Here is a 26,577-nt window from a genome sequence, read left to right on the forward strand (position 1 = left end):
TGCAAAACTCCCTTCATATCGTCTCTTTTCTAGTCATTCATATATGTACGTAATTTAATATACTATTCTGCAGTGATGGACTGTCAGGGAAGGTCATGTTGCCCCCCTTTAAATGAATAATTAATAAACTTTTAAATTAATGACTCAAATATTTAATTCAAAAATTTCTAGCAGTATTAATATCATTCATAATATTATCTGTTAAATAGCATTCATATTTTATGCTTACACCTCGTCAGTAAGTGTCAATGCAAATATATGAACATTTCTTCTTCGGGGTAAAGTCAGCTTTGCAACACGGCCAGATTTAATAGGATATCGTTTTGCAAAAAGCCTTGCATTAAAATTTTGATAATTTGTCTTACCGTTTTTTCTCTCAGCAGCTGCTCCAATCCAATATATTTCTTCTTCATAAATAGCTGATTGATAAAAATCAGTAAAATCTGCTGTAATACTTTGCTTTGTTCCATCTGAGAACTCAATCTCTATCTCTTCCCTATAATTTCCAAATTCAGCGCATCCCAATATACTAATATATCTGGCATTAATATTGGGAATCCAAATTATCTGGCTTTCACAGCTGATATTGTCCATTTTTCCAGCAGAATATCGGTATATAAAACTATATCCACCTTTCTTCCATTCCTCATTTATCACAACATCCTGCATTATGTAATGCGTTCCCTGACCGGTGATATCAGCAGTAGAATTGTCATTCAGGGTTTCTTCAAATGCCTGATTATTATAATACTTTGTCAAATCTACATAATAGTTTATCTGATTTTTCTTTATTTCATTGACATATAAACTCTTAATCAAATTAATAAGCTTTTCATCACTGTCTAAAACCATACTGCATAAGGTGTCCTGTTTCTCCTTGGTAATTTTTGTGCCTGTAATGCTGGCTTTATACAATATATTAAGTACGTTTTTTCTAATTTCTTCTATGCTTTTTTCAGCATTTTTTGTCAAATCAGTATCAAGATTTCTTTGTTTGCAATGTTCATATAAAAGGTGGAATATTGGCCTTATACAACCGCAAAACCGGCGCCTTGTATTTTCTATGTATATGGCAAATTCTTTAATTCGTTCATTGTAGGAATTAATGATATTTATCAAGTCATTCTTATAGTCCTGAAAAAGCGACAATGAAATATTGATTACATCATTTGTATCAATATTGATTTCATCAATCTTTCGCATAGAATATATATTGTTGGCAAATATCTGGTTTCCCTTAATAAATTGCTTGTTTGATTCATCATATATATCTTTTAACATATCAAAGGTTACTTGTAGTGGGAAAAATACATCTGAATTTTCATAAGCATTAACTGTATCTCTCAATAAGGATGCTTCTTTTATACCAAATGTCCTATTATTTTCTCCGTACTCATTTACAATAATGGCATGATTCAGAGTAAATGTGCTGTCTTTATAGTATTTGTTGTAGAAAAGCGAGTTGTATTTTACCACTAGAATAACAGGCCACCCTCCAAGTATCTCCTCTGAAATTCTGTTCACAGTTTCTTCAGGAGTGTATCCAGAACAATCTATACTCTGCAATTCTAGCCCCATATAACTCAATATTCTGTTTGCATTACCTTTGAGACCTAAATCTCTCCGTTCTTCAGTATTATTCAAAATAGCATGTAAATAGCAAAAATAAAAATAATTATTATAGTTGAAGTGCCCTGCGCTAGCAGCAATAGGTCCGTATACACAGCTAATATGCTGAGCACCAAAGCCATTTTTATACATATCAATGTCCAGTGATTTTCTCATTTTATACCTCCAATTTTGATTTTGGTGCTTTTCTAAGCAGCCATATACATCGAAGATAGTAGAACATAACCAAACTTACATTATCTTAATTTTCTCAAGATACTGTAAGTAGCTACCAAATGTCTTATCCTGTATCTGTATCGTATTATTTGCCATTTCGCATATAGCAGGTATCATTCTTTTTCTCTTGGTCAAGCCAGCCTTAGTTGCATTAAGGGCAACCTTTTCCCATTCACGTCTTAAAATTTGAAGTTCTTCCAAAATGGTATCATAGCCTTCTATTTGGAAATCCTCATTATTACGGATGAAGCTTATCATATTATCAATAATTACTATTGCACTCCGAACTTTAATATTGAAATTTATATCTATACATGCCTTTGCAAATGAATCTTCATCAAGGTTTTCCAATTTATACAAATCAAAAGCATACTTTTTAAACGCAAGATTTCCGAAAAACTTATTTTCAGTTGTAACCCCTTCCAAAAAAGTTCTCAAATTATTAATAGTAATATCAAGAACCATCTTCTTATTTATAAGTTTTGATGCTTTATCAGTATCAAACCACACAAATCCAAAAATACTTTTTCTAATGTCTTCAATTGAAGCAGGACCTTGGTATTCTTTCATCCTTCCAGAGGAATCTTTGAAATATGAGTCTGCAACATACACCATGCCTTCTTCAGAGTCTATACCATACATAAGAATACAATGTCCTCTGTTTTCATCGCTTATCTCCCTAAAGGCATCACTGTAATTTAAGTTCTCAGTTCCTACAAACAGGATGACAACATGGTTATCAAGTACCGCATTGCAAGCCTTTTGAAAAAGTTCATCCTTATCCTGCAGCTTGTAACACATATTTACTTTAAAGAGGTTTTCTTTTGCTATATTTTCTATAACATTATCAAGACCACTGTATCCTACATAATTCAAGTCTGATTGGTATTCCACATTAAATCCGTTGCACAGCATAAATATATCGACACATGATAAGTCATATTTTTGATACCTTAATGTGTCTTCTATCGCTGAAAACAAACAAAACACACCATCTTTTGCGCGCGTTTCCAAACCAGGTATTATATGTTTCATAATAACCCCCTTATTGCTAAAAAATTATAAATATCAAAATCCAAACATTTGAAACTTAAATTGAAATTTAAGTCGAAACTTAAAATAAAATTCTTGAAAGTACGTATTGGCCTAGAAAGCAAAGGTGTCAGTCATATTAAAATTTATGATTTTTTGCATTAACAAATAAAGCATTTCTCTTCTTTATAATGGTTTAAAAATATTTGAGTTAGAGAAATACTCAATAATAGTTTCATAAAAATCATATGGGTTTTCTTCTATCATATTATGTCCACTGTCTTTGATATATTTTATAACTATGCCCTTGTCTTGCAGATACTCTTGAGACCGCCTTTTCCCAAGGTTTCGCTCACCGTAGATATACATTTTTTCAGTATCAAGCTTGATATACCGCTCAAGGATATTATCGGTTTTACATGCTTCAACTAAATTTCTTGAAGACTCATACATAACATAAGCATTTGTCATGCAAAGACTCTCATAAAATGGGAGTTCTCGGTAATTATTTTTTAAGAATTTGAAGCCACCCCGTCTAAATGCTTCTCCCCCCACATTATAAATAGAGGCTGACAGCTTGCAGTCGTCCAAGGTAAGGTTTCCTTCACAGTTAATAAATGATTTTACTTTCATGTTTTCGCATATATACTGGGCTATAACCCCTCCCATTGAATGAGCAATTATATGAGTGCTATTTATACCCAAGTATTCAATTAACTGAAGACATGCTACGGCTTGGGATTTAAGAGAATAATCAAATTCCATCGGTTTGTCTGAGTTACCATATCCAACAAGGTCTATAAACAAACACTTAAAATTCTTTGTAAAGAAATCATATTTTGTTATATTGCTATAAACCTTGCTGGATGAACCTAAGCCGTGGATAAGTATCATACATTCTCCACCATTTCCAGTAACTTCGTAAAAAATATTTATGTCATTATATTTAAAGAAACTCATATTATACCTTCCTTAAGGCTGGTATCCCTTTTGCTTCCAAAACCTTGTTTATTTCAACCAGCGGGAACATTGGTGACTCTCTCATAATACTGATGTCGTCATTCCTTATATCTAACTGCGTTGTACCTTTATTGCCTCGTTCCTCTCCACTGTCAATAAATAGTTCAACTTCATCTTTAAAAAACTCTATGGCCTGTTCAAGAGTGGTAGCTTCAGGAAGTCCTGCCTTGTTTGCAGATGAAATTGCAAGCACAGTACCGCTTTCCTCATAAACTCCTTTAGTCTCGTTATTCTGCCAAAAAACACATATAGCATCGCTATTTGGAACTGCATCTGTAAAAATATCACCTTTTTTATGCATGAGGAAACTAACTTTACCTGGGAGTAATGCATCGATAATATTTTTATAGTACTCATTTTTTATATGACAATATTTATCTATATCCTTTTTATCTATAATTAATGATAATGGCTTATCTTGAGGGCTCTGACGGATCTCTCTAAGTCTCTCAACAGCTTCTTTGTTGAAAGCATCACACACTACTGCATAAACTGCATCTGTAGGAACAACAATAACCTTTCCCATTTTTATAGCCTCACCGGCTAATTTATATGTTTCTGCACATGGTTTTAAAACTTTATACACTACGACTCCCCCTTACTGTAAAATTTGTATCTTTTTTATTGCATCTAAATGAAAACGAATTTTTATAAGAAGTTTTTCTACTGCTAAATTTCCATAAAATCAGCGGTATATAAACGAGGCAAAAGATACTTCCACCGACCAAAAAAGCAAAGTGGTGTTCAACACTTATAGAAGCACCGGACATTTTTTGCCTCGTTATATTCAACCTTTACCACCGACAAATACTTAATTAATAAACTGTTCCTGACTTTTAAAGTTCTCTCCGTATTTTAACTTTAAATATTGGTCCAGTATTTTAATCACATTAAGCTCATCGTTTTTTACAATAACAACATTTGTCTGACCAATAATGCTACTTTTTTGCAAAAGCTTGATATATTCACCTCGCAGCTTCTTTAGGTAATACAAATTCTTGTTTTTCAGAAGCTTGCTGCATTTTATGTACTTATTTGTATGAAATAAAGCCTTACCTCTCGTAAGTATTCTTTCATAACACAATTCACAATTTGTATCATAAAAGAATAGTATATCTGGCTTTCTTACAAGGGAACAAAGGTACTTGCTAGGAACAACCTTTGCACCGTTAACAATATCACGGGTTAATGCCGTGTATACATACCTGTCTGCTATAACTATATTCCCTTTGTTAAGAGCAGGTAATATCCTTGTAAAATAGTCAATGAAAAAACTAATCCACTGCAATATACTGTATATAGTTGATGTCAGTACTTTATAATTGCAGAGTACTTTAATAAAGCTTCTGATTTTTTCATTTGAATTCCACTCAACTATCTGCACATTGTTTTGCTTGCTTAGGTGATTGTATATCTTTGTAATACTTTCACTTTTTCCTGAACCGCTAATTCCTTCAAAGGCTATTAAAACACCTTTTTGAGTATTGGTTTTATATATATACTTATTCATAGCGGAACTACTTATTTTTACAATTTGTTTGTTTACTAATAGCTTCAATCATATCTTTGGAATTTTTTCTTGTTTCCTCAAATAGATTTCTGCCTTTGGAGTCAATACCTACAATCAATGGACCAAAATTATCGCATTCCAAAACCCACATGGCTTCAGGCATACCTATTTCATCCATCCAATACTGATTGGTAACCTTGGTAATCCTTTTAGTGTGCACAGCAGCACAGCCGTGGGCAGCAAGAAGATATACCATTGTGTGCTTTTTCATGGCTTCAGTAGTCGAATTGCTCATACCGCCTTTCCCAATAAGTACTTTTACACCCATTTTACCAACCATGTCAGTGTATGGATCCATTCTTATGCTGCTGGTAGGGCCAATAGAAATTACTTTATATTCCCCACTTTCCTTATTTACATTAATAATTGGGCCTGCATGAAATATAGCTTGTCCATTAAGGTCTTCATCAAACTTTTCATTACTGTCATTGAGTTTTTTAAGTTTATAATGAGCCATGTCCCTTGCCGTATACAGTTTTCCACTCAGGTAAACTGTGTCTCCCGCTTCAAGCTTTGCAATATCCTCATCCTTTAGAGGAGTATTCAAATAGTAGGTTTTCATGTAAATCCCTCCTTTATTACATAAAGCTTAATTCTTCCACTCTTCCATCCTTATAAATCCTTATGCCCGCTCTTCGAGCCACCCAACAGTGAAAGTTGATAGCGACAGGACAGAGTGTTGTATGGGTAGCCGCAATTTCAATATTAACTCCGAGTGTGGTTACTTTACCGCCTGTACCACCCGAGCCAATGTTAAGCGAATTTATTGCCTCAAGCAGTTCCTCTTCCAGTTGTGCCAAGCGCTCGTCCTCATTTCTCTGCATCCACCCTCTTAGGCTCATTGCTCTTCTGCTAAGCTTTGCAGCAACGTCCAATTGACCACCTATACCTATACCAATTGCAGATGGCAGACATGCTGTACCACCAGCTTCAACAACACATTCGAGTACGAATTTCTTGATACCTTCAAAATTCTCACCCATTTCAGCAATAGTGAATACTTTAACTTTGTTGTATAGTTCTATACCACAACCCTTTATACTTGGGATTATTTCAATATAATCGATACCCTTCTTATGCTCATACTCCATGTTTGGCACTCCACGACCGCTGTTGTCGCCACTGTTTACACGTGTAAGCGGGTCAACCATACTAGGACGCAAGTAACCTGCCTTAGTTGCATCTATTACAGCTTCCCTTAATATTTCTTCCAAATCCGGAATAAAGAAATCATCTCCAAAAGTTACATATGTAGTTAGGTACCCTGGGGATTGACATAAAGCTTGTTTACATTCCCTTGCGATATTTACATTTTCTACAATAGTTTCAAGTATCATTTTCGATGATTCATCTGTTTCTGTCTCAACTGCTTTGTCTAAAAGGCAACGACAATCATCTGAAACTTCATATGAAATTCTAAAAATCAAATCTCTCAAAATCTGTCTATAATCCATACATAATCCTCCCTCAATAAAAAATTAGGTTGACTGTTTCTTTGTATCCCAGAATCTTTTTGTGTTTGAAAGCATCTCCTCACTTACATCTAATACTCTGCTTGTCTCAAACATTCTGGTAAAGAAGTCAAACTGCCATTTAGACGGCTTTTCATTCTCAATACCGTACTCATCAAGGTAATCCTTGTTTTCAGGTTCTAATTCTTTCATAACATTCTCTGGAATTACTTCTCCATACATTAGGTTTACGTAATAGAACGCATAGTAAACTATACTTTCACATCCTACCCTTTTACTAAAGGATACTAGCTTGTCCCAATTGATTTTGTCTGAGAATTTTTCAACGAACATTAATATGTCTGCAAACTTATATATTTTAAGATCTCTCAGGTCACTTATCCAGTGCAGCAAAGCTGCTTCTTTATATAAATGGCACGCTAATTGTATTAAGAAATCTTCATAGTCAAGAATAAGTGTCTTTGCACCGTCAATATCAACTTCTATAGCTCTTTCAAGCAATTCAGGTGTATCTATTTTACAAGGACAATTTCCTTTCCAGAGCACATCAAAATTTAAATCCACTTGGAACATTGGTGTGAAAGGATTATCTGTCTTTTTAAGACATTCTTGAAGTTCATTTGAGGCTAGTTGTTGAAGCATCTTTTGCTTTCTTGTACTTGGTATTATATCTCCATTTTCATTTACTTCACCCTGCACATAACCTAAGTCTTCTAAAATCTTTACTATTTTGTCTCCATCCCTTACATCAATCAGGAAGTCAAGATCATTAAATGTTCTAGTTTCAACTGAAGGATAAACCTTTGACGCTAGGAAGTTTCCTTTTAGAATTGCAACACGAATACCATTTTCATTCAGTTTGTCAAATATAACCTTTATCTCTTCAAAGTATGATTTATTTCTTATTGCATATACCTTACTCTGTGTCTTCATAGCTTTTAGTACTTCTTCTTCTACTTTATCTGTAAGTCCGAGATTCTTTAAATGGTAATACATGATATTTAATGTTCTGTGGGTTATTCCTTGGTACAATATCTCTTTCCAATCAAGATTTCCATCCATAATAGTTTTAATTTCTTCTATGTGCTCTTCCTTTAGCACGCCCCTTGAGCACAGTAATATCAATTGTCTTTCCTTTGTCAATTCTTTTACACTTTGCGGCATATTAGATTCCCCCTCTATATAATTCAGTACACTAATGAAAACTCAGAGAGCCTCCATTTGCTATATTTCAAAACTTAACACTATTTCATCTATTTTTAAAACCTCATTAATTAATTTATCTACGTTTCAGGTATCCCATTAATATTACATGCAATCAGTATTTCTTATCCCATATCAAAAGTTGTAATCTTTAGGCATGTATTCCGAACTTAAATTACGCTTGCCTTAAGCTGGGATAGGTTTGAAAACCACAGAAAACAAGAGAATATATCATGCTTTAACGAGATATCACTTTATTGAGTTAAAATAATTAGATAAGTAATGTCCCCAACATCCGCAGTAACGGTTGCCGATTTTGCTTTTAGGCTGTGAGATTGTCTCCCACCCCGCTTCTAGTTGCTGATGTGATGAAATCATTCTACAATGATTAATTGTTTAAAATAAATTCTTAAAAATAACTTTTAAAAAAATTATCATTGTAATTTATGTGTTAAATTTTAGAAATTCGTAGCCATTTTTTAGCAACTTTAAATTGACCATACTACTGATTTTTTAATGCATTTCAAATATTGCCTACGTTTAATGATATTTCTTTAAGTGCGTTTATTGTTGTTTCTATTTCAGAAGTTGTATTGAATACACCAACACTGAATCTTACTGCTCCTGTAATTGAAGTACCCAATGTATCATGTGCTATAGGAGCACAGTGCATACCGGCTCTAGTCCCTATATTATAGACCTTGTCCAAAACATAGCTTATTTCACTAGATGGTACTCCTTTGAAATTAAGTGCTACAATACCAGAATTTTTTTCTATATCATTTTTACTGTACACTTTTACATTTTTAAGTTCTTGGACACCTTCAAAGAACATTTTTACAAGTTGGTGCTTATGCTCTCTTATATTTTCAATTCCTTGGCTATTTATAAAATCAATACCACAGCCCAAGCCCACTATTCCAGGGGTATTCAATGTTCCGCTTTCCATAAGGTCAGGCATGAATTCAGGCTGTGTGAGTTCCTCAGAATTACTTCCAGTTCCACCTTGCAGGATAGATTTAACCTTAAGTCCTTCTCTGATATACAGGCCACCTATTCCAACAGGTCCCATCAGGCTTTTATGCCCAGGAAAAGCCAACATACTTATATTCATATCCTCAACATCAATGTTTATTGTTCCTGCTCCCTGAGAGCCGTCAAGCAGGTACATTATCCCATTTTCAAAAGCTATTTTCCCAATATCTTTAGCAGGTAGAAGTATACCGTTTACATTTGACGAAAGAGTAGCTACTATTAGCTTTGTATTATTTTTGATACTTTTTTGTATATCATCAGGGTCAATTTCTCCAAATTCATTCCCCCTGACAATTGTAATTTCTATACCAAGTTCCCTTTCAAGCAGCTTAAGTGGTCTCATAACAGAGTTGTGTTCAAGGCTTGTTGTTATTACATGGTCTCCAGCTTTCAGGCTTCCCTTAATAGCTATGTTCAAAGCCTCAGTAGCATTTTTGGTAAAACATAATTGCATAGGATTACTGATATTAAAGAATCTGCTTATTTTCTCACGAGCTTCCATTACAGCCTGCCCTGACTGTATCGACATTGAGTGCCCGCCACGACCGGGATTTGCGCAATATTCACGCATACATCTGTCTATTTCTTTATACACTATGTCGGGCTTAGGATAAGTAGTAGCAGCATTGTCTAGGTATATCATTTGAACACAACCTCCTTTAACATACTTCATTTATAACAATACACTTATATTCACTCTTGCCTGTCTTAATTTTTTTCAACCGTATTAAATCTACTTCTGTTTTAATATCTTTGAAAAAACTGGGTATCTCATATGTGTAAGAGTCTAAATCATATGTGTAAATAGATACTTCACTATTTCGTATCATTAAAAATCCCTTGTTTTTATAGAAATCTTTTACTTGCATATTTTTATTTGATGAAATGTACTGTCCAACAATAGCTTTTTTACATCTTAGTTTGGATAATTTCATACACTCCATTAATAAAACATCTTCAACTTTTCTTCCTAAAGCTCTGCATGAAAGTAAAAATGTGTCAATTAAAGCTTGGTCATTCTCATATTTTAGAATGCTAGCACCAACAATCCCCAGATTTCCAAAACGGTCCTTTAATTCAATACATATCACATCATGGTCTTCACTCTCAGTAAACATCTTAATGTCATCTTCACTATATCTTTTTGTCGTTAAATTAAATTGGTTAGTCCTTTGAGTAAGCTGTGCAATACGTGGTATATAAGAATTGTTAGAAAAATAAATGGATACTTCCATTTCTAAAGAGTTATAATAACTCTCCATATCTGTGAATTTTTGTGCAAATTTGTTTCTCTGTGCTTCTGTTCTATACATTTGTCCCCTAAGCTTGTCCTCATTCGTAATGCTTATAACATCAAACAGTCCGCAAGAGGCAATTATATCCCTATACTCAAATGCTCTATTTTTTTCAAAGTGAATTGTCTCAACCTGTGGTAATGCATAATTAACCATCTCAATTTCGTATTGGCTATCATCAACAAATACAATACTATCTAATCCAATATTTAACTCTTGCGATATGGAGATAATATTTTTTACTTTATCATCCCAATTGATTCTACTTGCTGAAATATGCTCTCGTTTCAATACCATAAAAGGATGCTTTTCAAATACTTCCCAAACATCTTCTTCATTATTTTTGCTGCATATAGCAAGAATCGTGCCTCTATTATAGAGATTTAAAATTTCCTGCTGAAACTCATAATAGGCTGAGCCTGGACTGTCATTCCCCAATTTTATACCTAGCAGGCTGTCTTCTCCGACTATACCGCCCCAAAGAACATTATCACAGTCTAATACAATACATTTCTTAATTTTACTTTTCGAAGTTTTTATATATTTAAATATTTCAAAGCTAATTTCTCTGCACGCTTCTTTACTGTATGGTGCATGTGCAGCATACCAATATCTTCTATCATAGAAACTTCTTCCACCCACTCTAGCCAAGCATAAATTCATGTCAATATAGTAGGCATTATTAGTAGATAAAAGAATCTGATTTAGTTGACTATTCAGCCAATTTATTGTGCCTATTTGATACATATTATTTTGGTTATCTATAATTCCTGCTAATGGGTACATGGGAACTTCGAATCCACACCATAAAATTAATGCTTGAGTTTGTTCTCTAATTCCGTTCAGGGTTTGCGTTATGTAATTTACAATGCGCTCTTTCTCATTTTCAATTTCGCTTTGACTGCATTGTAAGTAATTTCTACTTATAATATTTGAAAGCGTTTCTAATTGTAAAAATACTAATACGCAATCAACATTATTATTTAGTAAGTCCGGTCTTTTGCCCACCGCCTCTTGGAGTATATTGTCAAAATCTCCAAACATCACATTAGCTTTATATCCTATTTCCAACATAAAGTACCTTAGAAAGGTATCTAATATTGGCTCTAAAGTAATATTCCTAAGCACAGAAATATTTAGTGTTGGCAGTACATTATTTTTATTATTATTTAGTATATCAACCACTTCGGAATAGTCCATGTGATGATAAGATTTCATCCATTTGTCACCTTCAATACATTAAATTTTAACTATATTTCTCAATTGTTTTTTTTATTTTATTGATAGTATTAAAATTTTCCAACAACAAATCCTCATCAACAATCTCAATATTAAATTCTCCTTCAAGCATAACTACTGCTTGAATTCCTTTTATAGAGTCAAGTCCATACGGACGGATATCCTCATCATCACCTATTTGTGATAATACATTAATATCCACATCCAATGCCTTCGATAATATGTTTATAACTTCACTCCTTCTAAACTCCATTTCGAGCCACACCTCCTACTCTCTAAATAAAAATGTATAGCTATAGTTATTTCAATTTACTATTAATAAATTGTCCTAGCACCAGTTCCTCTTCAGCCACTATGCTGTTCACTTCAACTTTCTTATCAGATAAAAGTTGCTTTCCCAAAGCTAAATCAGAATCACTGATTTTTACAGCTTTTGTGCATGCCATTCCGGGTCTTGGCGGTGCCGGAACAATCTCGGTCTTTATTCCGTTATCACGCATTATTTTATCAACCAGTAACATCTGACCAGTATTTACCGCAATTATCAAATACGATTTGCCCATTGTCCTCACCCTTATTAACCCTTAGCTATCTCAATAACCTTAGGTATTTTTACTCCTTCCATATGCATATAACAAAATTCGTAAATTTCTGCTTCGCTTATGCTAATACCATCTTTGGGTGTAACAGTAGCCCTTATTTTTTGTCCTAATATATCATCCTGAACTCCGTCTACTTTAACGGACTGTAATTTTTCGTTCTTCAAAATAACCTTTTCAATTTCAGCCGGATAAACATGGAAGCCTCCCTGATTTATCATGTTGTCAGCCCTACCAGCCCAATATATGTATCCCTCATCATCCATGTATGCCAAGTCGCCAGTTTTTAATCCATGAGCAGTAATAACTTCACTGGTTAATTCAGGCGAGTTGTAATAACCAAGCATAACATTAGGACCTTGTACATAAATTTCACCTATTTCTCCAGCTTTGACTTCATTTCCATTTGCATCAAGAAGCTGTACCGTACAGAATTTAACCGGTTTGCCTACTGAACCTGCCTTTCTCAACATATCCTCGGGCTTTAAATGAAGTACCCTCGGTGATGCCTCAGAAAGACCGTAAATATAATAGAATTCTACTCCCTTATACATATCCATGAGCAGCTGTACATCTTCTTTTATCAGCTTCGCTGCTCCAGTCTGGATATACCTTAGGCTGCTTGTAGAATATTTTTCTTTCCTTCTATATTCAACAATCTGATGAAGCATTACTGGTACAGCAAAAAAGCCTGTAATCTGATTATCCTGTATTGCTTTAAGTATAATGCCTGCATGAATGATACCATTTAGTATTACAATCTTAGCACCAACTGCAATTGAGGCAATTATCTCACCTGTTACAGTGCCCACTAAAGCCATTGACTTTAAAATAAGAATATTGTCTGTTTCAGACATTTTAAGGTATTCGATAATGGCTTCCATATTTGAAAGGATATTTTTTGTGGAAAGCATAATACCCTTTGGTCTTCCATGCTTGTCCGACATATAGAAAATAGAAGTCATTTCGTCATCAAGCCATATTGAGGCTGTAAAATTTCCAGGCAGGTCGTAATCTTTCACAAAATATGCAGCTTGACTAAAGACATTATTAGACGCTTCCACATTGTCATCACAAAGCAGGATACTTTTTACAGATGGTATTGTATTAGAATCTATTCCAACTATATATTCACTTAATTCACCCTTAGTAATTATAGCTTCTGCACTGCAGTGACTGATAATTTCCTGTAGCTTTAAATCCTTTGCTTGTGGCGATACTGGTACAAATACCATTCCTGCCATATTAACTCCATATATTGCTGCAACAAAGTCCATAGAATCCTGCAGGTATATAATAACCTTGCTACGCGGCTTAAGCCCAATTTCAAGAAGCTTTCCTGCTATTTTCTTTGAATAGTTTAATACCTCGGAATAATTATATGTAACTCCGGTCGGATCTGTTACAGCTGCCTTCATTCCATATTTAGACTCAGAATTAACTAGAGTATCATAAATGTTCATTACAGTCACCTCGATTCCAGCTTACTTGTGATATACTCTGTAATTAAGTCAACGTTGGCAAAATTCTGATGACTGAGTGAACCGGTGTCCACCTCAATATCAAATTCGTCTTCGAGATCTATAATCAACTCAACTAGCTTTATTGAATCAATACCATGATCCCTTCCAATCCATGATTCTTCTGTAACCTTGTCTGCATTAATTAATGCATTTTTAGCAATCGCTTTCATTACTCTTTCCTTAATATCATTCATTTAAGAATCCCCCTTAAAAATTGAATTGCTATATACTCACTATCTTCAATTATTTGTAGCGCTCATTAATAATTTTTATTCTTCCATCCTCTACAGGCGATACTGTTCCTTTACTTTTTATGTAATCTGCTAATACATCCTTCAGTAACCCATATGTACTTAACAGCTTGGAGTTTTGAATTTCCTCATATCCGTCTCCTCCATAAAACAGATAATCATTTGTGGCAACCTTGTATGTTTTTTCTTTATCTAATGGAGCTCCGTCCTTTGTTACACTTACAAGTCTTTCCCCTGCTATCTTTGATGCATCTATTACATAACTTATTCCTGATACCTGAAGGAATCCACCGTTAAAGACTGTAGGATATCCTCTTAGTCCTCTTTCAAGTGCCTTATATATCATGTCTCCCTTCATTTCAACAACCACAAGAGAGTTTACAAAAGGCAGCATTTTTCCGATTTGATACATATTTAATTCACCTTGTGGCAGACTCTCTCTTATTCCGCCTCCGTTCATCAGTGTCAAATCCGCACCTGCTTTTTCTCTCATTGAATCAGCCAATAAATTCGCAAGGTTTGTTTCCTTAGACCTTACTTGGGTTCTTATACCGTTTAAAACCACATCTGAGCTGCCCACTTTAATTTTTGCACTTTCTAAAGCTTTTTCATGATATATATCAGCAACCTTTTTTAGTTCCGCATCTTCCTTAGAGCGGTCAGTTGTAGTCTTAACTTTCCAATCAACTTTTGCAACTTTCCCATCCTTGAAATACATATCAGCTACTCCAAGATGGGTTGTAAAGCTGCCTGCTTCAGCCATGTATGTGTTATTAATCTTCTTTACTGATTCATACAAATAGTGGTAATGTCCACATAAAAGCAAATCTATTCCGTCAACTTCCTGGATAAGTCTTTCGTCGTTATCGTCACCTAAATGTGAGAGTAAAACAATTGCATCAACCTTGCCTTTTAATTCTGAAACAACTCTCTTTGCGCATTTAGCAGGATCATCAAATGTAATTGTATTATCATGAACGAAATTTGTAGAAAAAGGAGTTGTAAGTCCAAATACACCTATTTTCTTACCATTAACTTCAAAAATTTTATATTCATCAAATACCTGTTTTCCATCTTTATATACGTTGGCTGAAAGAATAGGGAAATTAATCTCTGATCTTATTTCGAGCAATCTATCAAAACCAAAGTTAAAATCATGGTTTCCTGGAACCATCGCATCATAGCCCATTAGATTAACACATTCTACAACGCCTTCTCCATCATTTATATTGGCTTCGTTTGAACCATGGAACAAGTCTCCGCAGTCCAAAAGCAATGTATTTTCATCCTTTGCACGTTCTTCCTTTACAAATGAGTTTAAAAGAGGAAGTCCCATAATTGTACTTACCTCATCTAAGGTATAATATGTACCAGTTTCATCGTCATAAACCATGTGTCCATGGACATCCGCAGTATTAGCTATTTTAATTTTACTGTCGTAGTATCCGAGAGTTAGAAGTATCTGGTTGAAGTTTACAAACTTGATTACTAGATATACTGCTGCTGCAATAAGAATTAGTCCAAGTATTATTAGGTTAGTATATTTCTTTTTCATAATGTTTTACCTCAAAATATTAAGATTTTTAATGCTTATTCTCTATAATTCAAGCTTCACACAGATTCTATTGTTGTTTGAATTATCAATAATTTAAATCTATAATAATAAAACTTTAGATTTAATTGTCAGAACATAGAATTTCCAGTGCTTGAATAGTGTTTAAGTCCAAATAGCCAGAATCTATATACAAGTAAGAACATAATAATTCCTACAACTGGAGTCAAATAGAGATATCCGCTCCAGAACATTGACAAATCAGGTTTCCTAAGGAAATATTGTGCTGGGAAATAGCTTACAAATGCAAATGGCACTATAAAAATAAGCATTTTCTGTATGAATCCAGGATAAAAGCTTATTGGATATCCTGCAAACCTTCTAGAATTAAAGAATATAAGATTTCTTAAGTTTATTGTCTTTACTGCCCAGAAGCTGAAACAGGATGAAATCATAAATAGTGAAGCCTGTATAATAGCACCTCCGAGCAATGCCGCTATATAATATGATATATTTTTTAAGTTCCAGTCTATGCCAACATTGGTAGCTGTCTTGGTAAATAATATTATTCCTACTACACCGTGCCCTACTGTTGCACAATAATCAACTTTTGAGGCAACTATCTGGTACATCAACCCCAAAGGCCTTATTAGATACCTATCAAGTTCTCCGGAATAAACCATATTGTCAAAGTCTCGTATGCCGGTGAAAAGAAAAATAAAGATGCTATAAGATAGGAATAAGAAGCTGTAAAGGAAAAACATTTCATTCATTTCCCAACCCTTTATTCTTACCATTCTGGTGAGGATAAGATACATGACTACAATGCTCACCATTTCCCTGCAGAATACTGCAAATGCTAGAAAAAATCTGTCAAACTTGTACTCCAAAGTTGATTTCAGATTTAACTTGGAGAACCGGAAAAATAATGCCATCATTGAACCGAAAGAGTTTTTTTGCTGCATAATAATCAACCTCCTTGTACAACTAGTTTCTTTGTAGCCATTTTCCAAACTATGTGGCCGACTATCACAAGGAAAGCTAACCATATTACCTGCTTCGTTATGGCAAATATTATCTCATCATAAGGCAGTAACCCTAAATAAATTGATATTGGAACATAATAAATTGATTCAAATGGAGTAAGTTCAACAAACGCATGAAGTTTTTCTGGTAAAAACCATAGTGGGAAAAGTGCTCCTGACAATACTGCTATTACTGCATCCTTTATAGTTATTATGCTAAAGGTCCAATAAAACCAAAAAGAACTTAACCATACAATAAAATTGATACTGTATAAAACAAGATATCCAAGTAATGCACTTATAAAAAATAAAATTCCTGACTCGAGATTAAACGGCGGCAGCATCCTAAATAGTACAATTGAGAGTATTAAAGCCGGAGTAAGCTGCATAATTATCCTGAAAATAAGAGTTCCTATATTATATGAAAATATATTCAGTCTAAAACTTAAAGGCTTTAATAGATCGGATGATATCAAACCACTGGTTACTTTACTTTCTATAAGATATTCTTCCATCATGAATATGCTCTGCATAAGAAATCCCAGTATAATATAGGTCATAACAACCTTAAATTGGACACCGCCGAGAACTTCTTCTTCTTCATATATTGCTTTCCAGATAGCTATATTGACAAATATCATTAATAGTGTATTAATTACGCTGGCAAAGTAATCAACTCGATACACTATATTATTCTGAAACGACTTCTTTGCAATCTCCAGATACTTTCTCACCGATATTGATACCTCCCTCATAAATTTCTCTTATTATAGACTCTATTTCTGGTTCTTTGATGGTTAGGTCAAGTATCCCATACTTAGATGTCAACTCTGGGATTAAACTGGAAACTTGCACCTCTTCCTTATTAAACCTGAGCCATTTCTTATTTCCTTGTTCATCTGCAAGTTCTACACCTGAAGGCAGTTCAATATCCTTATATAATTGATCAAACTCCACAATCAAGGTTCTGTCCTTTCCATACTGGTTCTTTATCTGGTCAGTAGTACCATCATAGATTATTACTCCCATATCGATTATTAACATTCGCTTACAGGTCTTTTCTATATCCAGCATATCGTGGGTTGTGAAAATCATTGTGATATTCTTTTCTTTATTAACACATTTTATAAATTCTCTTATCTTTTCCTTTGCAACAACATCAAGGCCAATTGTAGGTTCGTCAAAAAAGACTATTTCAGGGTCATGCAATAACGATGCTGCTATATCCGCCCTCATCCTTTGACCAAGACTAAGCTGCCTTACTGGCTGGGATATAAATTCATTTAGTCCCAGCATACTGTTAAACATATCCATGTTCTCTTCGTATCTTTTTTCCGGAATTTTGTATATGTACTTTAATAATTCAAAAGTGTCTATAACAGGTAAATCCCACCACAGTTGTGTACGCTGTCCAAAAACTGCTCCAATTCTTGAAGCGTTCTTTTTCCTGTCTTTATAAGGTGACAGGTCTCCTATTTTTATTGTCCCTGAAGAAGGTGACAGAATACCTGTAAGCATTTTAATAGTTGTGGACTTTCCAGCGCCGTTTGGACCAATAAAACCAACCATATCTCCTTTTTCAATTTCAAAGCTGATATTATCTACTGCCCGTTTTATCTTATATTCAGGTACAAGAAGCCCTTGTACTGCGCCTAAGATTCCTTTCTTTCTTACATTAATCTTATAATCCTTAACCAAATTGTTAACTTCAATAAATGCCATAACTACCTCCCCTTGTAATATTGCAGCTTTCCAAAAGTAGCTAACTCTGAAAAGCCTTCGATGACACCACGAAAGCTACTTATTATAACTCTAATATTTAATTTTTATAGTAGAAAATATCAATGCATTAGAAGTGTTTCAAAGATGAGGAAGATATTCTCACTAAACCAAAACTGTACCTGCCACTAATAAAAGTAGGGTAATTTACTTGCTCTGTTATATGATTAAAATGAAGCTATTCCATTAATGTAAATTAAATAATCACCCCAGAGTTAATATAATCAGCTCCTCTAGGCTTCACCTATAAGACCTTCCTATAAATATATTCAGTTCTAATATAATGCTGCAAATATCTTCAATTTCGCATGAGTCCGCGGTAAACCGCTTAATAAAATCAGTTATATAAATCTGTTATATAAATCTCATTTTGAATAATTGCTTTCATAACTGCTTCAATTCTCGTCCCTACATTAAAGATTTTAAAAATATTTTGAGTATGAAATCTAACAGTAGATAACGATATTTCTAATTCATGAGCAATCTGTTCATCAGTCATTCCTTGTGCCATTCTTTTTAAAATTAACTTATGCTGTTTTGTTAATTTCTTAGGCAAATCATTCTTAATTGCTTGAGTGTGGTTTGCACAGCACATATTTTTTGCTAATAAATCTACAAATCCTCTTAATGCATTTGATATCGGATGTCCTACACGTATTAAAGACACATATGCTTTTTCATAACCATCCCAAATAGGTACACAGTATTCGTGCCATTCTTTTAATACATTACAATAATGTAATTGTGGTTCTAGATATACAGGTGTATTACTCTGCTTCGCAATACATACAGCATTAGTCCCAATACTGTTAGCGCAAAACGAAACTCCTATTTTTAGATATTTTTTGTGTGTACAATATCCGCTTATATTTATCCATCTTGGAAAGAAAACGTCTAAAGCCGTTAACTCCTCATTTAAAACTAGGAAACAATAATATCCTCTTTCCACTTTAATGGCATCAATATATTTATGCATAAAATCTCTAAAATTCGTCAAATACTCTTTTTTTTGTGTCTGTTTATGCAATTCATCTTCTGTAATTAGTTTTTGAGGCTCTTTGATATCCTTCGATATACCATATTGCTCACAATTCGCCCAAGATTCAATAACGCTTCGAAAAATGAACTCATTCATACGCGCCCCTTCTTCCTTATTTTATATTTAATTAGTACAATTAGAAACTATAACATTTATTAGTCGAATTATGTAGATTTTATTGATATATTGTATCATAACCCAATCATTAATTAAATATCCATTTTAAATTTTTGGTAGATTTTTGCCATTTTCTGCCTTGCTTTATGAAATAATACATTTAGGCAATACAGTCGTGAGCAAAGAATAATGCTTGTTATACTCAAACTAGAGAAAAAAAAGAAAAATCTCTTGGGATGTTTTAATACCACATATCAAAAAATACCAAGAGAATGAAAAAGATACATAAAGTAACAGTGTTTCATACAAAAAGAAAGGTCTTAATTGATTCAAGTTTTTAGCATTTCCCACTCAAACTCTGAAAAAGGAAAAATCAAAACGTATATGCTTTATATATAGATTAATCATATTTTAAGTTCGCAAAAAAAAGGCAGATTACGTATTTTAATATAATCTACCTTTTGATTAGTCTTTTTAAGAATTTAATTCTTATACTAGTAGGTGCCTAAATGATTAAGCTGAAAAGAAAGGATTTTATCCCTCTTCATTAGCATAATGTTGTATCAGCAATGCCCTAAAGGTAATATCGCAAGCCTTGCGTGTTTTTGATTTCCAATCTTTCTCCAGCCGAAAACCACAGTATGGTCCCCAATCCTTTAACTCCAGTATCGGAGCATGACAAATACCTTCATCATCAACAGTTCTCATAATATCATCAACCACTTCTCTCAGTGCAGGAATATGCTTTACAACACCGCAACGAGAAAACCATTCAATATACTCCAATTGATATACTTCTGGTCTGTTACGATAAGGTATTGACATAAGACTTGGAGAAAGACAGGTTACTTTAACAGTCAAACCTTGTGCCGGGAATGCTCCAAGGGGGCCTAAAGGATATCCAACCCACGATGAAGGAACTAAATTTACAAGTTCCGGACGGTCTCTTTTCATCAGCTTAGTAATAGCATCTGAAATCATCTTTATATTCTGCTGGTTTTTCCATGAACTTGTATGAGCTAATATATCCAAATGATAGCGGCAAGGCCATTTCTCATAATCGTTAAAAACAAGCTGCTTCCCGCCACGAATTGGGTGAGTAATGTCCAGCACCGAATCAACCTCAAGAACACGTCTAAAACAATCAAGTGATAATTGAATTTGCGGTGATATGTCAATAACATCGTCGTATCCTGCACGGGCAATGCAAGCACAACGAATCAAGTTATGCCCATGTCCAGTCACCTTGAACTCATCAATTATTTTTCCCCTTGTATCATAGCAAAAATCATTCAGAGGAATTGAAGCAAAAGCGTCCATAGCTCGTTTGAGTACAGGTGTTTCCTTATCTAAGGCTTTTTCTGCAAGGTATTTTGTTCCACCCTCTTGTGTGTCAAGACCTCCGTGAAGGCTTTTTCCAATCCATCCATTATCCTGTTGACAGGCAATAACACGCTGCACCATTTCTTCTTGTATAATTTGTTCTTGATATAGCGCAGCTTCTTCGGCTGTAAGGTTATGTAGAATTTCACTTTTTATACGACGTTTGATAGAGGGGTTCGCATTTTTTAGAAGAACATCTATCATTTTTTGCTTTTTACTTTTCATTAATAAAACCTCATCCAAAAAAAGTTTTACGTAGAAAAACCTTCCATGTACTTTCAATTATATATCTATAATTACTATTTTCAACTAAATTAATACATAAAATTCTGTCTTCTGATATGAAGGTTCTAATTGAAGATATCAAATTAACAAAAGTCAAAAACAAGATAAAAGAACCTCAAAAAATCCGAAAAGACATCTATTCAGATCACTCGAGAGAGAACGAGAAAAATTTGGATACCATTCCTTACAGTGATTTATTACAATAGCGGATATAGTCCTTGATAAATCCATTTGATCAGGCATTAAGGCAGAGAACACCAGCTATATCCTTCCAGTCGGTATCTTCCCCCTGGTAGTAGATTGAGTTTCATTTCATAGCTAACTTTATGACCATTATATAGCATGCTAATTACAAATAGTAAGACAGCAATTTATATTATAGTTCTGGTACAAATAATATTAAAACGCAAAAGCTGAAAACTTCAAGTATTGCCTCTATTTCAAATGGGGATAATTACTTAAATTTTTCACAGCTTCATATCATTTTAATATTCTTGCTAAAATAATCTCTGCCGCTTGCTTAGCAGATATTCTACTAACATCGATTCTCTCTGTATTTAGGCAATCATACATTTTAATTCTGTTTACACTTCTTTGAATACAATCTTGTGTTCTTTTTCCGTTCTCAACATCTTTTATCAATCTATCTTCCAATGCTTTACGATCTGCTGTCAAAGAAAAGAGTTTAACTAAGCAGTTTCCTGTATCAAGTCTTGAAAGCAACTCATCAATAATCCATTGCTCGTGCATTACCCAGCAAAAAATAATGTTTTTATATTCTGAACAGCGAATAAAATTGCTGAGTAAATAGCAGATATTATCCATTACCATTGCTTTCGTTTCATCATTAACCGTAAACGGATTCATATCCCAACACCAGTCACCGTCAAGAAAAACATTTTGCGGTAATATTTTTTGCAGTTCTCGGCACGTAGCTGTTTTGCCAACACCCATTGTGCCATTTATTATTAATAAATTCTTCACACAAATACCTCATAAATATGAATATTCTTCGTAAACCATTTTGCTCAATATTGATACAGGTATTTTTCAACTAAGAAAACTTAATAAGTTTCTTTTGTAATGTTTACTTAATATGTGTACCCTTTGAATACAATTCTTGTAATTTATATTGCTCCTTCTTCTACATATTAAATCTTTCTGAATATGTTTATTCTGTTTTTTATTCTACATCTGATGTATCCCCGTACTCTAGTGGTATCAATACAGAAACAGTCACATAAGAATTTATGTTTTTGTTTTCCACCGTATATATGATTACCAATTTAACTTATTACCCTTGTAATCCATATATAATGGTCCGTCTATATCCTTTTTATATTTGTCTATTAATCCAATAATGGACTCTGCTGCTATTGCCGCATCAATATCTGCATTTTGTCCTCCCATATCTGTCTTCATCCAGCCAGGATGAATTGCTAGTACTTTTATTCCTTTAGGCTTTACGTATTTCTGTAAAATAACACTAGCCATATTAATAGCTGTTTTTGACATACAATAATCAAATTCTCTATCCCTAAAATTGTCTGAAATGCTGCCTGCCTCTGAAGAAATATTTACAATGACTTTAGTACTTCCTTTTTCAACATTTGGCAGGAAAGCCTTAATCACGCGTAAAGGTCCTAATGAGTTTATATTTAAGGTTTGTAGTGCCACATTAAAATCAACCTGTTCAAGTGGCAAATATGAATTTTCAAAGTGAACTCCCGCATTGTTAATTAGTATGTCAATAGTTTCATCCTTTAACTCTTGCTTTACTATTTCAACTGATTGATCACTTGCCACATCCATTCTTGTAATATTTAGCTGCTTGGCGTAAGTTTCTTTAAGATTCATAATTGTTTTGGATGGTTCTTGATATAAGCAAGCAAATACATTACACCCGTCAACGAGGAATTTTTCTGTTAGTGCTAGTCCTAGTCCTTTGTCTGCTCCAGTAATTAGTACATTTATATTATTCATACTTTCACCTCAATAAAAATATATTTACACGCTAGAAGTTCCATGGATACAATACTTACAACTTTAAGTAACTATCTACCTAGCGGAACTTTCTTATATTTTATTATATCTTATCAAATACTACATTTAAACAGAATGATTCTTGAATAATTGCTCATACTTTACAGTTTAATTGAGTCTTCTTAAAATTTATTACATATATTTGCTTCAATTATTTATATTGTGAAATCGGCTTATGTTTGAATTATATCATGAAGTAGCAGTAAATCAATCATTTGAAAGATATAAATTTCTTATAAATCAAAGAACAGAAGATGCTTTATCAGCAATTTTTGATTAGTATAGAAAAAAGATGATAAATAAAAATGATTAGGTTTCATTCAAATAGATATTATGAGTTAAATCTATAATATTCATAAAATATTAAGTCCGCTGATGAGATTACATTATATTATAGCACTCAAGACTTTCAGAGATTACTCCTTATTCAACATTCAACTGTCAAACTTCTAGACTAACTAATAGTGGCTTTCTTTTCGCACTTAAGTTTCCCAAAGAGGACGCATCAGAATCTACAATTTCTTGTCATGAAAAAATTTCTGTCTGCAAAGTAGGTCCTCTCGCTTTTCTGTGCCTGTTCATTGTGGTCATCACCATTAATTCTGGACTTATGTATCAGGTACAGGGTCCCGCATTCGCCCATCTAGAATGGCTAACAAGTTGGTATTGGGCCGTTCCGTATATCACGGCTCTGTTTATTATGCGGAATCTGCCCAGAAAAGCAAACCAGTCATATATCCTCTATGTGGCTTCATCACTTTTATTGCTCTTGGTCGCTCTTGGACGGATTATATTGTGGTTAATACTCTTATGCTAGGAGCCTGTGGCGTGTACGACCTGTTTTGGTGGAGCATACTGGGTGAAATGTTTGAACTGGGCAAAAACCCCGATAAAATTATGGGCGTCGGTCTCTCTGCCAATGTCCTAGGGGTTCTGTTGGGCGGACTTATCGGAAACGGTATCTTAGGCGAACAAAGCTATAATCCTACTCTACTTGCTCTGGGCATTGTATGGTTACCCTTATCCTACTTCCACCCTTACATACACGGCTGACTACCCTTCTAAAAAATCATGCCTTCTTGACCACAATTACTGAAATGCCAGTTCATGAACAAACTCGCCTAATTTATGAGTTCAGTATCACAGAGAAACTCACCGAGCGTGAGCGCGAAATCGCAGTTCTTCTTGTTAAGGCAAAACCTATCGGATGATAGCAACTGAACTGTATGTAAGTGAAAACACCGTAAAAATACATGTAGAAACATTTACTCCAAAGTCGGAGTTCAAAACAGGACTGAACTAATGAATCTCCTTCTGGATATACGCATTCCGTCCAAATAATCCTATATTCCCTTATAAACAGCGGTTTTTGAGCCCCCTCACCCGAAAAGGTAAGGGGCTTTTTGCGTAAAAATCACCCAACTTGATGACGAAAACATGGCTCTAATTTTGTAAAATGAAGAAAAAGCTGCGTGTTAAGGGGGAATTTATTTGAAAAATTACAAGCAGGCTGAAGCTTTTGTACGGAGTAATATATCTCTTCCTATGAAGGGAGCCAACAGATGAAGAGAAAACTTTTGCTACGGATTTTCATTATTTATTGGGTGCAGCACTCATCCTATGGGGAACTGGCAAAATTGCGCTGGGTATCATCGGTGAGCCAGAGAAAGCCGTTATAACCCATATCCGACGCGAAGGAGGAGAACGAACCGATATCAAATCCAGCCGATACACTTACAGCATAAGTTACATCTTTACACTGCCCAACGTCAAAGAAATAAATGGATTGACAAAGCAAATTGGTGATGGAATATATCAGAAGGTTGACAGCACGTCAACAGTGCATATTCGATATTTGCCGAGCTTTCCGTATTTCAACTCAATGAAAAAAGATGTTGGAATGAGTGCTGGTTCGCTTATTCTGATTGTTGTTGGAGGTGTTTTAATTTTCTTGATGGCTAAACCTATAAATGTTGATAAAGGCTATAAATAATTGAGCCAAGGGCAACCCTGGCTCTTCCTTAATTCTAACGTTTAATACAAGTTTTATTAAATCTAGGTATCAATATGATTTGGACTCATTTCATATACTTAAGAATTAGTTTTCATTTCACTAAATTCATCCAAAAATCCTAACATATTTCGCAATTGTGTATAGACATAGACTGGTGGTAAATAAAGAATTAATATCCTCAGCATATGTTATTTGTTCAGTATTATTACTTAACTTATCGTATGTTATATTTCTTTCAGGCACTTGCATATATGCTGAAGGCATCCACGAACCATTAGCATTCTGTAATTTTATAAGATTCATGATTCCTATGCTAATGACATCTGCATAATCCTGGCAATCATCCACACTCAATAAAGAAGCTAATCCGGCAGCGGAATTAAATGCGTTTAATCTGTTTCTCATAAAGGCATTTTCATCTTTAAACTCATTTAAAATATGTTTAATCACACTTCTCTTCTGTGAACAGTCACTTAAACATTGTACCAAAAGCATTCTTAAATAATTTTTATCCTTCCACCAATAATCAGATATATCATTTTCTATTACATTTGATAAATAACGTATATTTTCTTCTTCTATCAAATATTTATACTCTTTAAGTGCATTCAGGCAGTTACATGTAACAGTATAATGAGATGAACACCAACCTTCAAACGATTTAGATTTGAGAAAATCCTGGCTACTACGTTTTTCGTTTAAAAACAAACCATGATTTTCATTAATCGACTTGTATCTATAGGTGCAATAACCACCATCCTCCATTTTGTGTGCTTTGATAAACCTAATTATTTGCTCCTTATAGGAGTAATCATTAAGTGATGTCAAAAAAAGCGAAACATTTGCAGTACTATCAGCATCAGTAATAATTTTTTCAGAATAACCCCATCCATCACGAAAACTATTCTTTATAAATATATGTGCTTTCATAATGCTTTCATTTTCATTTGGGTCTGCTCCAAGAAATTTCAAAGCACGAGCAACATTAAAACCAATAAAACCTGTAACCCATTCATTACTTTCACCGACAACAAGCCTAAAATCCGTCCACGAGCCATTTTGTTGTTGTTTCATAAAGATATAGTCCAATGCCTTTTTTATACTAATTAGTGCTTGATAATTTCCCAATTTGTTATTCATATTCTCACTCCAGTCTGCTCAAATAAGATTACAAATATCAATACTGTGTTTACTTCAATAAATTTGTCACTTAAATTTGCATATTGTTTTTAGAAGGTAAACAATATTCATCATTG

General features: G+C 34.0%; 24 protein-coding genes. 1 reads left to right on the forward strand and 23 read right to left on the reverse strand.

Annotation, left to right across the window (positions count from 1 at the left end; all coding sequences use genetic code 11):
• Nucleotides 1-225: 225 nt before the first annotated feature.
• The 22 genes from EHE19_RS14910 to EHE19_RS15015 form a co-directional block, all read right to left on the reverse strand.
• On the reverse strand, nucleotides 226-1,785 hold the full coding sequence (locus tag EHE19_RS14910) for a hypothetical protein (RefSeq protein WP_137696901.1): 1,560 nt from the start codon (nucleotides 1,783-1,785) through the stop codon (nucleotides 226-228).
• 75 nt (nucleotides 1,786-1,860) lie between these two features.
• On the reverse strand, nucleotides 1,861-2,880 hold the full coding sequence (locus tag EHE19_RS14915) for a BtrH N-terminal domain-containing protein (protein WP_137696902.1): 1,020 nt from the start codon (nucleotides 2,878-2,880) through the stop codon (nucleotides 1,861-1,863).
• Nucleotides 2,881-3,063: 183 nt separating this feature from the next.
• Nucleotides 3,064-3,837, reverse strand: coding sequence for an alpha/beta fold hydrolase (locus EHE19_RS14920; protein WP_137696903.1), 774 nt, complete (start codon nucleotides 3,835-3,837; stop codon nucleotides 3,064-3,066).
• Nucleotide 3,838: 1 nt separating this feature from the next.
• Complete coding sequence (locus EHE19_RS14925; protein ID WP_137696904.1) at nucleotides 3,839-4,483, reverse strand: L-threonylcarbamoyladenylate synthase; 645 nt, start codon at nucleotides 4,481-4,483, stop codon at nucleotides 3,839-3,841.
• Between the two features lie 225 nt (nucleotides 4,484-4,708).
• Complete coding sequence (locus tag EHE19_RS14930) at nucleotides 4,709-5,407, reverse strand: dTMP kinase (RefSeq protein ID WP_137696905.1); 699 nt, start codon at nucleotides 5,405-5,407, stop codon at nucleotides 4,709-4,711.
• A 7-nt stretch (nucleotides 5,408-5,414) separates the two neighbouring features.
• On the reverse strand, nucleotides 5,415-6,029 hold the full coding sequence (locus EHE19_RS14935) for a FumA C-terminus/TtdB family hydratase beta subunit (RefSeq protein WP_137696906.1): 615 nt from the start codon (nucleotides 6,027-6,029) through the stop codon (nucleotides 5,415-5,417).
• A gap of 16 nt (nucleotides 6,030-6,045) precedes the next feature.
• The gene (locus EHE19_RS14940; RefSeq protein WP_137696907.1) at nucleotides 6,046-6,921 is read right to left on the reverse strand and encodes a fumarate hydratase; all 876 of its coding nucleotides are present in this window, start codon (nucleotides 6,919-6,921) and stop codon (nucleotides 6,046-6,048) included.
• 24 nt (nucleotides 6,922-6,945) lie between these two features.
• Entirely contained in the window at nucleotides 6,946-8,103 is a 1,158-nt protein-coding gene (locus EHE19_RS14945) for a nucleotidyltransferase domain-containing protein (RefSeq protein WP_137696908.1), read from the reverse strand.
• Between the two features lie 562 nt (nucleotides 8,104-8,665).
• A complete protein-coding gene (locus EHE19_RS14950; protein WP_137696909.1) occupies nucleotides 8,666-9,820 on the reverse strand; it encodes an aminotransferase class V-fold PLP-dependent enzyme in 1,155 nt (384 codons plus the stop codon).
• A 16-nt stretch (nucleotides 9,821-9,836) separates the two neighbouring features.
• Entirely contained in the window at nucleotides 9,837-11,690 is a 1,854-nt protein-coding gene (locus EHE19_RS14955; RefSeq protein WP_137696910.1) for an HAD-IIIC family phosphatase, read from the reverse strand.
• A 28-nt stretch (nucleotides 11,691-11,718) separates the two neighbouring features.
• Nucleotides 11,719-11,964: a phosphopantetheine-binding protein gene (locus EHE19_RS14960; RefSeq protein WP_137696911.1), complete on the reverse strand. Its 246-nt coding sequence runs from the start codon at nucleotides 11,962-11,964 to the stop codon at nucleotides 11,719-11,721.
• 46 nt (nucleotides 11,965-12,010) lie between these two features.
• Nucleotides 12,011-12,274 (reverse strand): putative Se/S carrier protein, encoded by a 264-nt coding sequence (locus EHE19_RS14965; RefSeq protein ID WP_137696912.1) that lies wholly within the window; start codon nucleotides 12,272-12,274, stop codon nucleotides 12,011-12,013.
• A gap of 14 nt (nucleotides 12,275-12,288) precedes the next feature.
• Nucleotides 12,289-13,773: a class I adenylate-forming enzyme family protein gene (locus EHE19_RS14970; protein ID WP_137696913.1), complete on the reverse strand. Its 1,485-nt coding sequence runs from the start codon at nucleotides 13,771-13,773 to the stop codon at nucleotides 12,289-12,291.
• Between the two features lie 5 nt (nucleotides 13,774-13,778).
• Nucleotides 13,779-14,027, reverse strand: a complete 249-nt coding sequence (locus EHE19_RS14975) for an acyl carrier protein (protein WP_137696914.1) — start codon at nucleotides 14,025-14,027, stop codon at nucleotides 13,779-13,781.
• Between the two features lie 49 nt (nucleotides 14,028-14,076).
• Entirely contained in the window at nucleotides 14,077-15,639 is a 1,563-nt protein-coding gene (locus EHE19_RS14980) for a bifunctional metallophosphatase/5'-nucleotidase (RefSeq protein ID WP_137696915.1), read from the reverse strand.
• Nucleotides 15,640-15,767: 128 nt separating this feature from the next.
• Nucleotides 15,768-16,601 carry an ABC transporter permease gene (locus tag EHE19_RS14985; RefSeq protein WP_137696916.1) on the reverse strand — a complete coding sequence of 278 codons (834 nt, stop codon included), beginning with the start codon at nucleotides 16,599-16,601 and terminating at the stop codon, nucleotides 15,768-15,770.
• 5 nt (nucleotides 16,602-16,606) lie between these two features.
• A complete protein-coding gene (locus tag EHE19_RS14990) occupies nucleotides 16,607-17,395 on the reverse strand; it encodes an ABC transporter permease (RefSeq protein ID WP_137696917.1) in 789 nt (262 codons plus the stop codon).
• On the reverse strand, nucleotides 17,352-18,383 hold the full coding sequence (locus EHE19_RS14995; protein ID WP_137696918.1) for an ABC transporter ATP-binding protein: 1,032 nt from the start codon (nucleotides 18,381-18,383) through the stop codon (nucleotides 17,352-17,354). Before EHE19_RS14995 ends, EHE19_RS14990 begins: the two co-directional genes overlap by 44 nt.
• 394 nt (nucleotides 18,384-18,777) lie before the next feature.
• Nucleotides 18,778-19,575: a LuxR C-terminal-related transcriptional regulator gene (locus tag EHE19_RS15000; RefSeq protein WP_137696919.1), complete on the reverse strand. Its 798-nt coding sequence runs from the start codon at nucleotides 19,573-19,575 to the stop codon at nucleotides 18,778-18,780.
• Nucleotides 19,576-20,130: 555 nt separating this feature from the next.
• On the reverse strand, nucleotides 20,131-21,204 hold the full coding sequence (locus EHE19_RS15005) for a hypothetical protein (RefSeq protein WP_137696920.1): 1,074 nt from the start codon (nucleotides 21,202-21,204) through the stop codon (nucleotides 20,131-20,133).
• Between the two features lie 540 nt (nucleotides 21,205-21,744).
• Complete coding sequence (locus EHE19_RS15010; protein ID WP_137696921.1) at nucleotides 21,745-22,248, reverse strand: AAA family ATPase; 504 nt, start codon at nucleotides 22,246-22,248, stop codon at nucleotides 21,745-21,747.
• A 294-nt stretch (nucleotides 22,249-22,542) separates the two neighbouring features.
• On the reverse strand, nucleotides 22,543-23,247 hold the full coding sequence (locus EHE19_RS15015) for an SDR family oxidoreductase (protein WP_137696922.1): 705 nt from the start codon (nucleotides 23,245-23,247) through the stop codon (nucleotides 22,543-22,545).
• 1,660 nt (nucleotides 23,248-24,907) lie between these two features.
• Here EHE19_RS15015 and EHE19_RS15025 point away from each other — a divergent pair.
• Entirely contained in the window at nucleotides 24,908-25,300 is a 393-nt protein-coding gene (locus EHE19_RS15025; protein ID WP_137696923.1) for a hypothetical protein, read from the forward strand.
• A 126-nt stretch (nucleotides 25,301-25,426) separates the two neighbouring features.
• On the opposite strand, the gene EHE19_RS15030 is transcribed toward EHE19_RS15025, so the two are convergent.
• On the reverse strand, nucleotides 25,427-26,461 hold the full coding sequence (locus EHE19_RS15030; protein ID WP_137696924.1) for a prenyltransferase/squalene oxidase repeat-containing protein: 1,035 nt from the start codon (nucleotides 26,459-26,461) through the stop codon (nucleotides 25,427-25,429).
• Nucleotides 26,462-26,577 lie beyond the last annotated feature (116 nt).

It is taken from the genome of Ruminiclostridium herbifermentans (assembly GCF_005473905.2).
GTDB lineage: Bacteria > Bacillota > Clostridia > Acetivibrionales > DSM-1351 > Ruminiclostridium > Ruminiclostridium herbifermentans.

Excerpts from the sequence above, each read along its gene's own strand:
- EHE19_RS14915 (WP_137696902.1), bottom strand. The coding sequence starts at position 2,880 with ATGAAACATATAATACCTGGTTTGGAAACGCGCGCAAAAGATGGTGTG.
- EHE19_RS14980 (WP_137696915.1), bottom strand. The coding sequence starts at position 15,639 with ATGAAAAAGAAATATACTAACCTAATAATACTTGGACTAATTCTTATT.
- EHE19_RS14975 (WP_137696914.1), bottom strand. The coding sequence starts at position 14,027 with ATGAATGATATTAAGGAAAGAGTAATGAAAGCGATTGCTAAAAATGCA.
- EHE19_RS14970 (WP_137696913.1), bottom strand. The coding sequence starts at position 13,773 with ATGAACATTTATGATACTCTAGTTAATTCTGAGTCTAAATATGGAATG.
- EHE19_RS14910 (WP_137696901.1), bottom strand. The coding sequence starts at position 1,785 with ATGAGAAAATCACTGGACATTGATATGTATAAAAATGGCTTTGGTGCT.
- EHE19_RS15005 (WP_137696920.1), bottom strand. The coding sequence starts at position 21,204 with ATGAAAAGTAAAAAGCAAAAAATGATAGATGTTCTTCTAAAAAATGCG.
- EHE19_RS14995 (WP_137696918.1), bottom strand. The coding sequence starts at position 18,383 with ATGGCATTTATTGAAGTTAACAATTTGGTTAAGGATTATAAGATTAAT.
- EHE19_RS14965 (WP_137696912.1), bottom strand. The coding sequence starts at position 12,274 with ATGGGCAAATCGTATTTGATAATTGCGGTAAATACTGGTCAGATGTTA.
- EHE19_RS14930 (WP_137696905.1), bottom strand. The coding sequence starts at position 5,407 with ATGAATAAGTATATATATAAAACCAATACTCAAAAAGGTGTTTTAATA.
- EHE19_RS15030 (WP_137696924.1), bottom strand. The coding sequence starts at position 26,461 with ATGAATAACAAATTGGGAAATTATCAAGCACTAATTAGTATAAAAAAG.
- EHE19_RS15000 (WP_137696919.1), bottom strand. The coding sequence starts at position 19,575 with ATGAATGAGTTCATTTTTCGAAGCGTTATTGAATCTTGGGCGAATTGT.
- EHE19_RS14985 (WP_137696916.1), bottom strand. The coding sequence starts at position 16,601 with ATGCAGCAAAAAAACTCTTTCGGTTCAATGATGGCATTATTTTTCCGG.
- EHE19_RS14960 (WP_137696911.1), bottom strand. The coding sequence starts at position 11,964 with ATGGAGTTTAGAAGGAGTGAAGTTATAAACATATTATCGAAGGCATTG.
- EHE19_RS14955 (WP_137696910.1), bottom strand. The coding sequence starts at position 11,690 with ATGAAATCTTATCATCACATGGACTATTCCGAAGTGGTTGATATACTA.
- EHE19_RS14945 (WP_137696908.1), bottom strand. The coding sequence starts at position 8,103 with ATGCCGCAAAGTGTAAAAGAATTGACAAAGGAAAGACAATTGATATTA.
- EHE19_RS15015 (WP_137696922.1), bottom strand. The coding sequence starts at position 23,247 with ATGAATAATATAAATGTACTAATTACTGGAGCAGACAAAGGACTAGGA.
- EHE19_RS14950 (WP_137696909.1), bottom strand. The coding sequence starts at position 9,820 with ATGATATACCTAGACAATGCTGCTACTACTTATCCTAAGCCCGACATA.
- EHE19_RS14935 (WP_137696906.1), bottom strand. The coding sequence starts at position 6,029 with ATGAAAACCTACTATTTGAATACTCCTCTAAAGGATGAGGATATTGCA.
- EHE19_RS14920 (WP_137696903.1), bottom strand. The coding sequence starts at position 3,837 with ATGAGTTTCTTTAAATATAATGACATAAATATTTTTTACGAAGTTACT.
- EHE19_RS14940 (WP_137696907.1), bottom strand. The coding sequence starts at position 6,921 with ATGGATTATAGACAGATTTTGAGAGATTTGATTTTTAGAATTTCATAT.